This is a genomic window from Paenalcaligenes sp., assembly GCF_030152715.1.
GTDB classification, from domain to species: domain Bacteria; phylum Pseudomonadota; class Gammaproteobacteria; order Burkholderiales; family Burkholderiaceae_B; genus Paenalcaligenes; species Paenalcaligenes hermetiae.
The window spans coordinates 1-14,038 of sequence record NZ_JASLIX010000043.1 but is presented as its reverse complement, the minus strand read 5'-3'; the positions used below and the strand labels follow the sequence as shown (position 1 = coordinate 14,038).

The window sequence follows — 14,038 nt, the reverse complement described above, 5'->3', positions numbered from 1 at the left end:
CAAGCCCAAACCATTGACCATGTCGATGCGGTTTTTACCGTGAAGTACAACAATAAGCTCACCGATGGTGAGAACCATCTTAAGATCCACCGCCATCAAAACCATTACGAAGTCACTTTTTCCATGGATCACTGGATGTCCATGGCAACACAAACGGCACGCTTTGTGATGCAGGACTGCCAAGTCCAACCTCAGCACTACGCCTCAAGCACCAAGCGACCGCTAAAAGCAGAAATAACGCAGCGTTTAGATTTCGATTGGCAAGCTCAAACGGCGCATTATCAGGATAATGACACACAAAAAGACTTTGCCTTGCACACGACACTATACGACCCTTTAAGCTTTTTTTTCGAAGCGCGTTGTGACTTAATGGCGGGCAAAACACAATTTTCTTACCCTGTCATTCATAAAGGCAAACAAAAAACGCATACTTATCGTGTCGTAGGACAAGAAAAAGTCGACACCGGTCAGGGTACTGTAAACGCCCTTATCGTTGAACGTCAACGCAGCAGCAAAAATCGTAAAACACGACTCTATGTTGCTCCCGAACTCGATTACCTTTTAGTCAAAATCGAACACCAAGAAAGCCGCTTAGCCACCATCAGCGCCAGCTTAAAAAAGATGGAGTATCAAGTGCAGTAAACGAAGCGTATTAATGATGAGTGTGCACTAGCGCAGCACTTAATTGATCTAAAGCGACCTTTTTATCCTCTATAAGAGCAACCAGATCCTCTCGAACTTGTCGAATAGCCATAAAATAGGGATGAGCTTGTTTAATCACGCGCTGCGCTAGGTCTGCAAGGAGCCTTTCTACCTGCTGCTCAATATCTAAATAAAGCCGTTCATAGTTTTCTTGAGCCCACTCTCCCCCATCAAGCTCCACCCTCTCCTCTGTAGAGAAAACAGCTGCCATATCGAAAAAATAGGCGGAGAGCGCCTCTTTTGTCTGTCTGGTAAAGGTGTCCTTAATCATAGACTGAAGCGCTTGATTTACCTGCTTTGCTCCGCTGTCTTGCTCTAAATAAGAATCTAATAAAGCGGGCACGGCAGCCATCGTCTGTTGCCACACGCGCTGCGCTACCTGCCGCATCGTGTCTTCGATTTGTTTCTGGTGCGCATCCAGCTGCAGCCCTAATTGCTCTAACCTTTGTAATAATGTCATCACATCCGCAACCACTATCTCTTCCAAATAGTGCCATAACACCTCTATAGGCTTGCGCTGCTTATAAGCTACAGCCGGTTCTATTAAGTCCGATAACGCTTGATATAAACGATAAAACCCCGCTTGTTCTAAAGCCTCATGAGAGACCCCATTTTGACGCGCAAAATAAACAGAAATCGAAATCGGCGCTAAAACCAGTTGTGGATCTACTTGTGCCTGTTGTAATTTTTCTTGTGCCCGTAACCAAACATCTTGTTCTTGTAACGCGCGATTGGACTGAGATTTGTTTTTTAATTCTTTCTGAATGCTCTGCTTTACCACGACTTCATCTAAATAATCACTGCGCGTAATAATAGGTAATAATGCTTTACGGCGTCGGAGCTCTTGGGCCAGCTCCTCAAGCTCCTGTACCTGCCCTGGAGAAGTTGAACTACTTAGCCACAACATCCCATCTGCGGCCTCTAAAAACTGTTGGGTTAGCTGCGCGTTATCTACCGTCATAGAATGCAAGCCTGGCGTGTCTAATAACACTAATCGATTCGCTAAAACGACCCCTTGAATACGGACGGTGGTTTCAGTGAGTCCCTCTTGAAAAGGTCCAGCGTGGTAGTGTATGGCCCCCTGCTCCCAAAAAAAATACTCAACAGATTTCTTATGATAAGCGAACCGCTCTGAGAGAAAATTACAAAATGAGCTTTTGCCCGCATTAAATTTTCCAAAAACCAGAAAAACAACCTTGTCATAAAACGCATGGGCTAAATCCAAAGCCGGTTGTAATGCCTGCCTAGTCGCCCCCCAGTGCTTTGGGTACGCAGTTATCTGCTGGTTAAGCTTCTGCATGGTTTGCGACAGCTCATGGCATGCGTCAAATCCTTTCGATAAAAAAGTATACTTCGTCAAGTCTTGCTCAAGCTCACCTAGCCACTGCTCTAGTACGGCTTGCTGTTTAGCCAAGTCATCTACGCTACTTTCTATCTGCTCTAAACGCTCTATCCAAGCACGCTCGCTCTCGTACGGCACCATTAGTTTTCCTCCCAGCTACGCACCGCAGCCAAGGCAGAGTCGACCTGCGCACATAAAGCATGTTGACGCGCAATCTTACTTAAACGATGCAGCCGTCCTTCAGACGCATCAAAATACGACTTAAAGCCCTGAAACAATCGCTCTCGCCCCTCTGCTGTGCCAAACAAGCGCCGTAAGTCCGCTCGATATTTTACCGACACCCCTAATACCGCCACCATTACGGTATTTAAGCTAGCAGCACCGACTTGTTTTGTTTTAGGTAGCTGCGCCACCCCATATTGAGTTAGCACACTACGAATCCGTATGCACGCACGTGAATACGCAATCTGCAATCGGGAGCGCTCTTGTTTTGCGGCGGTAATTTTAAACACATCATGAATCGTATCGGTATTTAAAGCCTGATCGACCTTTGGCTCTTGCATAATGCCCCACAAATCCTCAGCGATTTGCTCTAAAGTACGATGTAAATCCTGACTAAAGTTTATTTCCTCTTGCTGCGCTTGCTCACTCAGCTCTTTTTGTCTGGCTTGATGCTGGGCCTGTTTTTCTAAAATGGTGTTGACCAATAAGGAAAAGTATTGCCTTTGTTCAAACTGCCGTGCTGCGGGCACGGCTTGCAGTGCCAACTCTAAACGTTCCAACAAAGCAGGGATACCGCTTTTTTCCACAAAAACAGAAATAGCGTCATCCATCCCTTTGCGATAACGCACCGAAGAGACAGGATATATTTCCATCTGCCCCAGCTGTTGACGCAACTGCTGCACAATGTGCTCTAACGCTGTCTCATCGGCAACCTGATCGATTTGAGTTAATACCAAAAAAAACTGACGTTGGGTTTGCTCCCGATCTTTTACTAGCTGAGCAATAAGCTCTAGCTCACTGGCGTCTAGCTCGCCCTCTTTTACAGCATGAACCACTAAACGTATATCTGATTCCACCCAGAGCGCTTGCTCTGCCTGTTGATCATCTTTCTGATCCACATCTGCATCTAAGCCAGGTGCATCTAACCACACCACTCCATTATGCTCTGCTCGCTGCAACACCACAGTTTCTCTTTTGTCTGCCACCGCAAAACAAGAGGCACCAATAAGCTCATTGAGCAAACGACTTTTGCCATGATTGTATTTGCCCATCACTGTAATAACGGGCACCGTCGGCTGCTGCGCTAACTTTTCTAAGCGATGAACCAATATTTCATATTGAGGCAACAGCATAATGACGGTATCTCTATGCTCTAACTGCTGGTTACAACTCATGTCCCACTCTCCTTTGGTACGTTACCTAGAATGCTGCCTCGCTTTTTCAAATTTTCAAATAGAAACCCATTACAGTAAAAAATAGACCTATTAAATCGCAGAAGGATGGGTCGCTAACGGTGTGACTTTGATCTTCATATATGGATATAAAGGCAACTGGCTGAGCATCTCATGGAGCTCATCATTACTTTCTGCTTTAAAAATGCTGTAATTGGCATATTCACCAACAACACGCCACAGGTATGGCCATTTACCAGCGCGTTGTAAATCTTGTGAGTAGGCTTTTTCTTTGGCTACAATGGTTTTCACCTCATCTTCAGGCAAATCTTTAGGGATATCAACAATCATATGTACGAGAAATAACATAACACTCAGTCCTTAATTAAAAATAATTAGCTCACCACATCCAAAGACAACGTAGTATCCAAAAATTCAAGTACCGCCCCATTAAACGCGAGCGGGGCTTCTATATTGGATAAATGCGAAGCAGCCACTACACACAGTTGCGCATTCGCTACCGCCGCTTGCATACTTTTTGCTTCTTTAACAGTCGTAACAGGGTCAAACTGACCTGCAATAAATAACATCGGAATCGTAATGCGAGGTAAGTTAGCGCGTAGATCAGACTGGGCCAGCGCCTCACAGCAGGCGGCATAGCCTTGAGCGGAAAGTTGTGCTAACTGTGCTTGCATGGCTTGCACAACAGACTCATTTTCCTGAGTATATTGAGAGGTAAACCAACGCTCAGGCGCTGTTTTTGCGAGCGCCTGCATTGCTCGCTGCCCTTCCTTGCGCAGAAAAGCCGCGCGCTCTTGCCAGCCTTGCTCTGTCCCTATTTTTGCCGCGCTATTACACACCACAACGGCTTCAAAACGGGCCGGCTGATGCAGCGCTAACCAAAGCCCAGTATGCCCGCCCATAGATATCCCACAAAAACTGGCTTTTTCGATCTGCAGCGCATCCAATATGGCCACAACATCCTTCCCTAGCTGCGCAAAATCATAAGGCCCAGGGGTTATTGGGCTGCCGCCATGCCCGCGCGTGTCATAACACACCACCCTAAATGTATTGGCCAACGCTTGCACTTGTGGGGCCCACATCTCTAAGGTAGTACCCAAAGAGTTGCTTAGCACTAAAACAGGGGCTTGCTCACGACCATGGATGGCAACCCGAAACGCTCCTTGCTCAGTATTTAGCTGAAACGGTTTTTGATTCATTTTCTGCTACTCCTTGACGCGCTCAATAATCAGAGCGATTCCTTGTCCCACGCCGATACACATGGTGCATAATGCATATTTGCCTTGCGTTTTGCTCAATTGATTCATGGCCGTAGTAACTAATCTGGCACCACTAGCACCAAGTGGATGCCCTAAAGCTATCGCCCCTCCATTTGGATTGATTCGCGGATCCTTATCTTTTAAGCCTAGTTCGCGCATCACTGCCAGTGCCTGTGCGGCAAAAGCCTCATTAAGTTCGATCACATCCATTTGATCCAAGGTTAATCCCGCTAATTTCAGCACTTTTTTTGTAGCTGGCACAGGACCAATACCCATGATACGCGGCTCAACCCCAGCGGTTGCCATTGCAACCACTCGTGCTTTAGGCGTTAAAGCAAAACGCTGTACCATATGCTGATTAGCTAATAACACCGCACAAGCGCCATCATTTACTCCGCTCGCATTGCCGGCTGTAATTGTGCCATCAGCACGCACAATCGGCCGCAGCTGCGCTAAAGCGCTTAAAGACGTTTGACGTGGGTGTTCATCTTTATCAACTGTCAAGCCCTCTCCTCGACGCTGGGGCACCATAATGGGGATGATTTCTTGTTGAAAAAACCCTTTTGCCTGCGCCACTTCATATTTTTGTTGGCTGGCTAAAGCAAAAGCATCTTGATCTTCACGTGTAATAGAAAATGCCTGCGCTAAATTCTCTGCGGTTTCCGGCATGGTATCTACCCCATACTTATCCCGCATCAACGGGTTAATAAAACGCCAGCCTATAGTTGTATCCGCTACGCTATTTTTCCGACTAAAGGCCTGATCCGCTTTGAGCATAACAAATGGCGCGCGACTCATGCTTTCTACACCACCAGCAATCATTAACTGCGCTTCTTTGGCTTTAATCGCCCTTGCTGCCGTACCAATGGCATCTAACCCTGAGCCACATAATCGGTTTACCGTACTCCCAGAAACTACTAGGGGTAAACCTGCCAAAAGGGCTGCCATCCGCGCCACATTGCGATTATCTTCCCCAGCCTGATTCGCGCACCCTAAAACCACATCATCAATAAAGCGAGTCTCTAACTGTGGTTGACGCTGCACCAAAGCATGAATAATGGTTGCGGCTAAATCATCAGGACGCACATGGGCCAAACTGCCCCCATAGCGCCCAAACGGACTACGCACTGCGTCACAAATATAAACAGCATTACCCATGATATTTCCTGTTGTTTACTCTCTTGCTCCGTTTAATTGCTAACACCGCAAAGACATCCCCACTAAACGCTCTAACTCCTCATGCGTCAACCCAGGAACACGATCAATTACCTGTAAACCCGCATCGGAACAAGCAAATGTGGCCAGGTCAGTGTAGACGCGTTTAACACAGGCAATTCCAGTCAGCGGATAAGTGCATTTAGGCACTAACTTGCTTTGCCCATCTCGGGTTAACAGGCTCATCATGACCCACGTTTGCTTGGCACCAATAGCCAAATCCATGGCGCCACCTACCGCAGGTATTGAGTCGGGCTCTCCTGTACTCCAATTGGCCAGATCCCCAGTGGCCGACACCTGAAAAGCCCCTAACACACAAATATCTAAATGCCCTCCACGCATCATGCTAAAACTATCTGCATGATGAAAATACGCACCCCCGGGCAACAAGGTGACGGGTTGCTTGCCCGCATTTACCAAATCATAATCCTCTGCGCCTTTTGCTGGAGCGGGTCCCATACCTAAGATCCCGTTCTCGCTGTGCAAAACCACCTCGATGCCTGCTGGCAAATGATTAGCAACAGTGGTCGGCATCCCTATTCCCAAATTGACATAAGCACCGTTATGGATATCTTGCGCAACCCGCGCCGCAAGCGCTTCACGCGTACGTGGCTGATAGGTTTTTGTCATCTCTTGTCCCTAATTACTTATTTAAAAACCACCGGCTTGTGTTTGTATTCGCGGCACTCGTACTACTTTTTCCACATAGATACCAGGCGTTACAATACACTCGGGATCAAGCTCGCCTAGCTTTTTGAGCTCGTACACACTAGCAATGGTCTGCTTCGCGGCTGTCGCCATAACAGGACCAAAGTTTCGTGCTGCTTTACGATAGGTTAGATTACCCCAGCGATCGCCGGCCTCTGCTTTAATCAGCGCCACATCCCCATAAATGGGAGTTTCATACACATACCAGCGCCCATCGATAAACCGTGTCTCCTTACCGTTTGCTAATTCGGTGCCATAGCCAGTAGGACAAAAAAAACCACCAATACCCGCACCAGCAGCTCGAAGCCGCTCTGCTAAATTGCCCTGAGGCACTAACTCCAGTTCGATTTTTCCACTACGATATAACTCATCAAATACATAAGAGTCCGTCTGTCGCGGAAAGCTACAAATGATTTTGCGCACTCTTCCTGTTTTTAACAGCGCGGCAAGGCCATGATCCGCATTTCCTGCATTGTTATTGACCACCGTTAAATCTCTGGCCCCTTGTTCTATCAACCCATCAATAAGCGCCTCAGGTATTCCGGCCGTCCCAAACCCTCCAATTAAAATCGTGGCGCCGTCTTGCACATCTTTTAATGCCTCTGCCACACAATCTACCGTTTTATCAATCACGCTGTTGTACTCCTTCCAAAATCTCTACACTGCCACCTCATCTTCCTCGCCAATCGCGTGAAAAGCGCGGGAAAAATAAACAAGGCCTTTACGCCCTTCCTTTTTACGAATACCCTCTACCTCCACAAAAAAAAGCGAATGCGTACCCATTTCAGTGATTTGAATCACCCGCCCCCCAAAGCTCACTAAAGCGTCTTCAAGATACGGTAAGCTATGCTCCCCTTCGCCCCAGTCGTATCGGCTAAAACGCTCTTCGTTATTAAGCTGGGTAAAACCGGCAAAATCTTTAGCGGCATCCTCCAGCTCTTTGGTCAGAACATTGACACAAACAACACCATTTTTCTTGATGGTGGTATTTACTTTACTGTTCTGATTAACAGCAATCATAATTGTTGGTGGTGAATCCGTTATCGAGCAAACTGCCGTTGCGGTCAGCCCGCATTTGCCCGCCGGCCCATTCGTTGTAATAATATTCACAGCAGCGCATAACGAAGACATGGCATCACGAAACGCCTGTTGTGATGGGGTTAGCTCTGGCTTAGTCATTTTTTCGCTCCAATAAAATCACGCTCAAGCGGCCAATATAGGCAGCAAAGCCCGGCTTGGACCAATACCCTCACACTTACGGCAGAGTAAGAAAAACAATGGTCTGCGTTCTTACTCATGCCTATTTAGTCAAGCCTCATCGCGTTAAGGCAATAACTTATCGATCACATTAATATCATCAGAGTTATGTAAATGTGATACGGTCCAGCCATTGACATCGTAATCAGCCAAACACTGATCAACTAAAGCCACCATTTCCGCTAGCTTGCCTGATGCCCGTAACTGGCCTAAGCACTGCGTTCGAATATCGTCTTGGTTGCCTGCATAATTAATTTCATAAAGTTCATGTCTACCACCGAACTCTGAGCCAATCGCATCCCAAAGCAACTTAAGAATTTTGATGCGCTCCGTATGCGAAATATCGTTCGAGCCTCGCGAATACACACTCAGATATTGGTTTAACTCCGGATTCTGTAAATCCTTTGATCCAGAGGGTAAATAAATCAGACCGCTGGCTACCGTTTTTTCAATAATGTTTTTAATACGAGCATAGGCCTCTGGGGCATTCGCACGATAAGCATGAACCGCCTCTTGGTCAGGTAAATAAGTTCCTTTCCATTCTGTTGCGTTAGCCCACATGGCCTCTAAAATAGAATTAAATATATTGCGTAAGCCTGCTACCTCTCCTAGCTGGGCTTGAACGCCACGAAAATCGATGGTTCCCGTGCACTCTAGTGCTTTAGTCAGCAGCCCTGTAATAAAATCTAATTTCACGACAAAGCGCGCACAAGCTTGCATAGGAAATAGCTGCACAAAACCTGCCTGACCAAACCACGCCTGACATTTCTGTGGGTCTTTGTAAATTAAGACATCCTCCCAAGGGATAAACACCTTATCAAAAATAAGGATGGCATCATTCTCATCAAAACGACTTGATAGAGGGTAGTCAAAAGCGTTACCGGTCAAGCTGGCCATCAGCTCATAAGATGGGCGGCAAATCAATTTCACGCCCTTCACATTCATAGGAGCAATAAACATCAACGCCGACAACGGCTCTTCTCCGATTAAATGCGCAGGGCCAGGACCAATAAAGTTGTAATGCGTTAAGGCAGAGTTCGTTGCCACAACCTTGGCACCACTAACCACAATGCCATCTTCACGCTCTTCTTGTACAGTAATAAATACGTCTTTTAGCTCATTGACTGGCTTCGCACGATCAATGGGTGGATTCACGATGGCATGGTTAAGATAAAGGCATGTTTCCTGAATACGTTTATACCAGCGGCGGGCATTATCTGCGAACTTGCCGTAATATTCGGCATTGACCCCAAACGTGTCACCCAGTGCTGCCTTATAGTCAGGCGAGCGCCCCATCCAACCATACGTTAACTTAGACCACTCTTTAATGGCATTGATTTGCTCTCTTAGCTCTTCGCGGCTTCTAGCATAGCGGAAAAACTTATGGGTATACCCATCATTATCTGTGTCCGTCTCCCACGTCAGCTTGTCTTTAAAAGCGGGGTCATGCAAGGCATCGTACAGCTTAGCGATGGATGCCACAGAATTACGAAAAGCAGGGTGAGTGGTAATATCCTTGACGCGCTTGCCGTAAATATAAACCTCACGGTCATCTTTAATACTTTCAATATACTCAGCCCCTGTAAAAGGTCTGTTCTTCTCTGCACGAAAATCTTCTGGTAATTTTTTAGGTTGTTGTGTCATCGTACCCTCCTCCGGTATGATTTAATTGATAAAAACGCTTATGCCCCAACTACACGTGGACGCTCTACCACTTGGTTGTCTTTACCATCAACCAAAGGGGTTAAATGAATATCAAATTGAATTTCTGCAAAAGGTCCATCCATGCCCTCTGCCTTAATCCGCGCTTCGTCCATGCACTCGACTACAGGGGGTACCAAACCTTCTCGGGTCGCATAAGCAAAATCATCGTTGACCAACGGGTCACCATCGATATTAATTTGTGTAGTGAGCTTACGGTGGTTATCAGCCGTCACAAAGAAATGGATATGTGCCGGACGGTTGCCATGTCGGCCTAGCTCATTTAAAAGCGCTTGGGTTGGGCCGTCTGGTGGACAGCCATAACCGGCTGGAACAATACTGCGAAACTTATATTGACCTTTGTCATCGGCAATAATGGTGCGACGCATATTAAAAGGCTTCTGCTCACCTGTAGGATCAAAATGCGAATAAAACCCTTTGGTATTGCAATGCCAAACCTCTACTTTAGCCCCTGGCTGTGGCTGTCCATCAGCTCCATAGACCGTGCCATGCATAAGCAAAGGGTGTCCATCTTTGTCGCTGCCATCATCTAAGCGCGCATAGCCATGTTCCACAGGCGCCCCCACCACATACAAAGGTCCTTCGATAGTGCGCGGTGTGCCATTGGTTAAGCCAAGCTGCTCATCTTCGGCATCCATACGCATATCTAAATAACGGTCAAAGCCAAGCCCTGGGGAAAGCAACCCCGCCTCCTGGTGCTCACCTAAGCGATTTAAAAACGCAATACCTGCCCAATACTCATCAGGCGTAATATTTAGTTCTTCAATGGCTTTAAATAAGTCCGAAACAATGCGGTGGACGATTTCTTTAACACGTGGGTTACCTCCTTCATAATCCAACCCACAAGCCAAACGCAGAAAGTTTTGTACTTCCTCTGAATCAAATAACTTTACACTCATGGTGTCTCCTTTTTATCAACATTGATCTTTAGCAGCAGGATCTATCTGTGTATTAATTACCCTGCTACCAAACTTACGCTTCTTTTGCGTCGTTCCCGATTAAAGAACTGCACCCGCTCTTCATCTAAAACGATCCCTAAGCCTGCGCCTTGGGGGATATGTAACTCAAAATTCTCATAGCGTAATGGGCTAGTTAAAATGTCTTCGGTTAACAGTAAAGGACCAAATAACTCTGTGCCCCACTCCAAAGCATGAAAAGTGGAAAAAGTATGTGCTGATGCAGCTGTTCCTATGCTGCCCTCTAGCATGGTGCCCCCATAGAGCTCAATCTGAGCGGCCTCAGCTATCGCTGCGACCTTTTGCGCCGCACGCAACCCGCCCGACTGCTCGATTTTGATAGCAAACACATCTGGCGCTTTAGTCTGAGCTAGAGCAAATGCTGACTCCGGCCCCGTCAACGACTCATCTGCCATTAAGGCAATGGGATATTTTCCAGATAAACGCTTAAGTGCAGCAGCGCTTACCACGGGTTGTTCCACTAGCTCACAGCCTACATCAGCTAAAGCAGGAATACCGTAGCGCGCCTCTAGCTCACTCCACGCCATATTGATGTCTACACGCACTGTGGCTCGATCACCCACCGCCTTTTTAATAGCAGCAACATGGGCCACATCTTGAGCGACCGAGCGCTTGCCTATTTTTAATTTAAAAACACGATGACGTCGCATCGCCAACATGGCCTCCGCCTCTTCAATATCCCGTACGGTATCACCCGACGCCAACGTCCATGCAACCTCAAGACGATCCCGAACTGGTCCTCCTAATAGCATTGAAACCGGCAAATCCAACCGTTGCCCCAACGCATCATAAAGCGCTGTTTCTACTGCACTTTTAGCAAAGCGATTATCTTTAATGGCAAGCACTAAACGTTGCATGAGCTCGGGCACAGCATCCGCTCTTTGCCCTACCAACAGAGGTGTAAAATAGGTATCAATAGCCAGCTTCATGCCCTCGGGAGACTCTGCCCCATAGGCTAGCCCCCCTATTGTGGTCCCCTCTCCCACTCCCACTGATCCATCAGAACAATAGATCCGAACAATCATCAGCGTTTGACCTTGCATAGTTGTCATCGAAAGCTGATGTGGGCGAATAGTGGGCAAATCCAGCAGCAGCGTCTCTACCCGATCGATTGTTACCATTTCACTTAAACCCCCTTGTAAAGCAATGTCTTTGTTTTTATTCATTTAAAAACGTAGGGGGTGTAGCGTCCAATACCTTATCTACCTAGTGCTATGCCGAAAAGGTATACAAAAAATAAAGCCAAACAAAATCAAATAGATACGAACCACAAAACCAAAAACATATGGTTTTCCCTAGAATCTGTTTTCATCCTAAAGGAAACGTTCTAAGCTTGAAGATAAATTTGTCTGTCGCTGCCTCGGCATACATCAAACACAAAGGTTCACTTAGAGCCCGACAATTTAATCACAATGAAGCATGCAATGGACTTAAAACAAATTCGTTATTTTGTAGCAGTCGCTGAAGCACGTAGTTTTACATTAGCAGCAGAACGCCTCCATATCACACAACCACCTTTAAGTCGGCAAATCCTGCTTTTAGAACAATCACTCGGCGTACAACTAATAGAGCGGGATAGTCGCCCTTTACATCTTACCGAGGCGGGTCGGCTGTTCTATGAGCAAAGCGTACAAATCTTGCTGCGTATCGAACACATGCAACAAGCCACCAGTCGTATCGGTCAAAGCTACCAACAACAACTCTCAATTGGCTTTGTTGCTTCTACCTTATACGGCGAGCTACCTATTTTGATTCAAAGCTTTAGGCAAGCATATCCACATACCCGCCTGCAGTTTCTGGAGCTCACCTCCACTGAACAGCTCGAAGCCTTAAAATCGGGGCGTATTGATATTGGTTTTGGGCGTGTTAAAGTCCATGATCCGGCGATTGCGCGTGTCACCTATCGCGAAGAACGTCTGGCCCTCGCCATGCCTGGCAATAGCGCGCTAGCAACACCAACTGGTCCTATCTGCCTGAGTGCTGTCACCGACCAAAGCCTAATTGTTTATCCTTCACAGCCCCGTCCCAGCTTTGCAGACTATATTTTAAATACGCTACAAGATAAGCAAATTTATCCCGCTGATATCAAAGAGGTCCTAAGCCTACAAACGGCTTTGGGACTCGTTGCGGCTGGCGACGGGCTTTGTGTTATCCCTACAGGAGCACGTATTCGGCAAGATATCCAATATCGTCTTATCCGTGATAAAGATGTCAGCTCACCAATTATTTTTAGTTTTCGTAAAAAAGATAGCTCTTGGTATATCAACGCCATGCAAGACTTAGTTCAAGACATGTATAGCAATCACCCTGATCTCCTTCATCCAGATAACTGCATTAACTCGTAAATACCCTATATTTCTTAGCATTTTAGGTATAAAGTAAGTAGAAATTGATATATATCATACAAATCCAGCTTAATACTTCCGCTATCTCCCCGCTCCTTTATACTAAAGATAGGTCACTCTTTCTTCCCACTTTAAAGGAGCTTGTATGTTCGATCTAAATCAACAAATCGCTATTGTGACAGGGGGTGCAAAAGGTATTGGTAAAGGCATTGTTGCCACCCTAATTCAAGGGGGTGCAACCGTAGTGATTGCCGATATTGATGAAACCGCTGGCAAGCAAACAGCAGCCGAACTTGGCGCCACCTTTAAAACAGTGGATGTGACATCACAAGCCGCATGTAAAGCCCTGGTTGATGAGGTGATCCAAGAACATGGGCGTCTGGATATTCTCTGCTCTAATACCGGTATTTTCCCACAAGCCAGCCTAGCAGAGATGACCGAAGCCGATTGGGATCAAATGCACAATGTTAATCTCAAAGGTACGTTTTTCATGACACAAGCCGCGCTGGCCCCCATGAAAAAACAAGGTTATGGGCGGGTAGTCATCACCTCCTCCATTACAGGTGCCATTACTGGCTATCCAAACTGGAGTCACTACGGCGCCAGCAAAGCCGGCCAGCTTGGCTTTATGCGTAGTGCAGCCTTAGAATACGCCAAAGACGGCATTACTATCAACGCCGTTATGCCTGGTAACATTTTAACCGAGGGCTTAGCCGACCAAGGCCAGTCCTATCTGGATCAAATGACCCGTGCTGTACCTGTGGGCACCTTAGGTAAGCCCGAGGATATTGGCTATGCGGTCTGTTTCCTCGCCTCTAAAGAAGCCAGCTTTATTACCGGACAAACGATTATTGTCGACGGTGGTCAGATCCTTCCTGAGTCGCCCGAAGCCATTCTCTAAGCTTGTTTTTTCTCGCCCCCTTATCTAGGGGGCGCAGCCATTTTTTTGCTGATGGTGTATCGTATAAGCTCACTGACTTCTCTTTACCCCATCGCCTATGAAAAACCGTTCCACCTTTTCCCCCTCTACTCCTAGTTTTAATACCATTCGCTGGCGCATATTACTGGTGATCCTCGGAGCGATTTTTATGTCGCT

The 14,038-nt window shown here is 46.7% G+C and carries 14 protein-coding genes; 3 read left to right on the top strand and 11 right to left on the bottom strand.

The annotated features are described in order from the left end of the window. The coding region (locus tag Q1V74_RS03325; RefSeq protein WP_300647046.1) for a DUF3108 domain-containing protein at nt 1-642 on the top strand (642 nt) is incomplete at its 5' end. Nucleotides 643-652: 10 nt separating this feature from the next. Here the strand turns inward: Q1V74_RS03325 and Q1V74_RS03320 are convergent. The 11 genes from Q1V74_RS03320 to Q1V74_RS03270 form a co-directional block, all read right to left on the bottom strand. Further along, the gene (locus Q1V74_RS03320; RefSeq protein ID WP_300647045.1) at nt 653-2,185 is read right to left on the bottom strand and encodes a dynamin family protein; all 1,533 of its coding nucleotides are present in this window, start codon (nt 2,183-2,185) and stop codon (nt 653-655) included. Next, nucleotides 2,185-3,441, bottom strand: coding sequence for a GTPase (locus Q1V74_RS03315; RefSeq protein WP_300647044.1), 1,257 nt, complete (start codon nt 3,439-3,441; stop codon nt 2,185-2,187). Before Q1V74_RS03315 ends, Q1V74_RS03320 begins: the two co-directional genes overlap by 1 nt. Before the next feature lie 90 nt (nt 3,442-3,531). Beyond that, nucleotides 3,532-3,807 (bottom strand): muconolactone Delta-isomerase, encoded by a 276-nt coding sequence (gene catC / locus Q1V74_RS03310; RefSeq protein ID WP_260648929.1) that lies wholly within the window; start codon nt 3,805-3,807, stop codon nt 3,532-3,534. Between the two features lie 26 nt (nt 3,808-3,833). Continuing rightward, a complete protein-coding gene (pcaD, locus tag Q1V74_RS03305) occupies nt 3,834-4,658 on the bottom strand; it encodes a 3-oxoadipate enol-lactonase (RefSeq protein WP_300647043.1) in 825 nt (274 codons plus the stop codon). Nucleotides 4,659-4,664: 6 nt separating this feature from the next. After that, nucleotides 4,665-5,876 carry a 3-oxoadipyl-CoA thiolase gene (pcaF, locus tag Q1V74_RS03300; protein ID WP_260648931.1) on the bottom strand — a complete coding sequence of 404 codons (1,212 nt, stop codon included), beginning with the start codon at nt 5,874-5,876 and terminating at the stop codon, nt 4,665-4,667. 39 nt (nt 5,877-5,915) lie between these two features. Then, entirely contained in the window at nt 5,916-6,563 is a 648-nt protein-coding gene (locus tag Q1V74_RS03295; RefSeq protein WP_260648932.1) for a 3-oxoacid CoA-transferase subunit B, read from the bottom strand. Between the two features lie 21 nt (nt 6,564-6,584). Next, the gene (locus Q1V74_RS03290; RefSeq protein ID WP_300647042.1) at nt 6,585-7,274 is read right to left on the bottom strand and encodes a 3-oxoacid CoA-transferase subunit A; all 690 of its coding nucleotides are present in this window, start codon (nt 7,272-7,274) and stop codon (nt 6,585-6,587) included. Between the two features lie 24 nt (nt 7,275-7,298). Beyond that, nucleotides 7,299-7,820: a flavin reductase gene (locus Q1V74_RS03285; RefSeq protein ID WP_300647041.1), complete on the bottom strand. Its 522-nt coding sequence runs from the start codon at nt 7,818-7,820 to the stop codon at nt 7,299-7,301. A gap of 144 nt (nt 7,821-7,964) precedes the next feature. Further along, entirely contained in the window at nt 7,965-9,542 is a 1,578-nt protein-coding gene (gene hpaB / locus Q1V74_RS03280; RefSeq protein ID WP_260648935.1) for a 4-hydroxyphenylacetate 3-monooxygenase, oxygenase component, read from the bottom strand. Nucleotides 9,543-9,580: 38 nt separating this feature from the next. Then, entirely contained in the window at nt 9,581-10,519 is a 939-nt protein-coding gene (gene catA / locus Q1V74_RS03275) for a catechol 1,2-dioxygenase (protein WP_300647040.1), read from the bottom strand. 56 nt (nt 10,520-10,575) lie between these two features. After that, nucleotides 10,576-11,763: a muconate/chloromuconate family cycloisomerase gene (locus Q1V74_RS03270; protein WP_300647039.1), complete on the bottom strand. Its 1,188-nt coding sequence runs from the start codon at nt 11,761-11,763 to the stop codon at nt 10,576-10,578. A gap of 258 nt (nt 11,764-12,021) precedes the next feature. Here Q1V74_RS03270 and Q1V74_RS03265 point away from each other — a divergent pair, with 258 nt between their 5' ends. Continuing rightward, nucleotides 12,022-12,942 carry a LysR family transcriptional regulator gene (locus Q1V74_RS03265; RefSeq protein ID WP_260648937.1) on the top strand — a complete coding sequence of 307 codons (921 nt, stop codon included), beginning with the start codon at nt 12,022-12,024 and terminating at the stop codon, nt 12,940-12,942. A 145-nt stretch (nt 12,943-13,087) separates the two neighbouring features. Then, complete coding sequence (gene fabG / locus Q1V74_RS03260; RefSeq protein ID WP_260648938.1) at nt 13,088-13,843, top strand: 3-oxoacyl-ACP reductase FabG; 756 nt, start codon at nt 13,088-13,090, stop codon at nt 13,841-13,843. Nucleotides 13,844-14,038 lie beyond the last annotated feature (195 nt).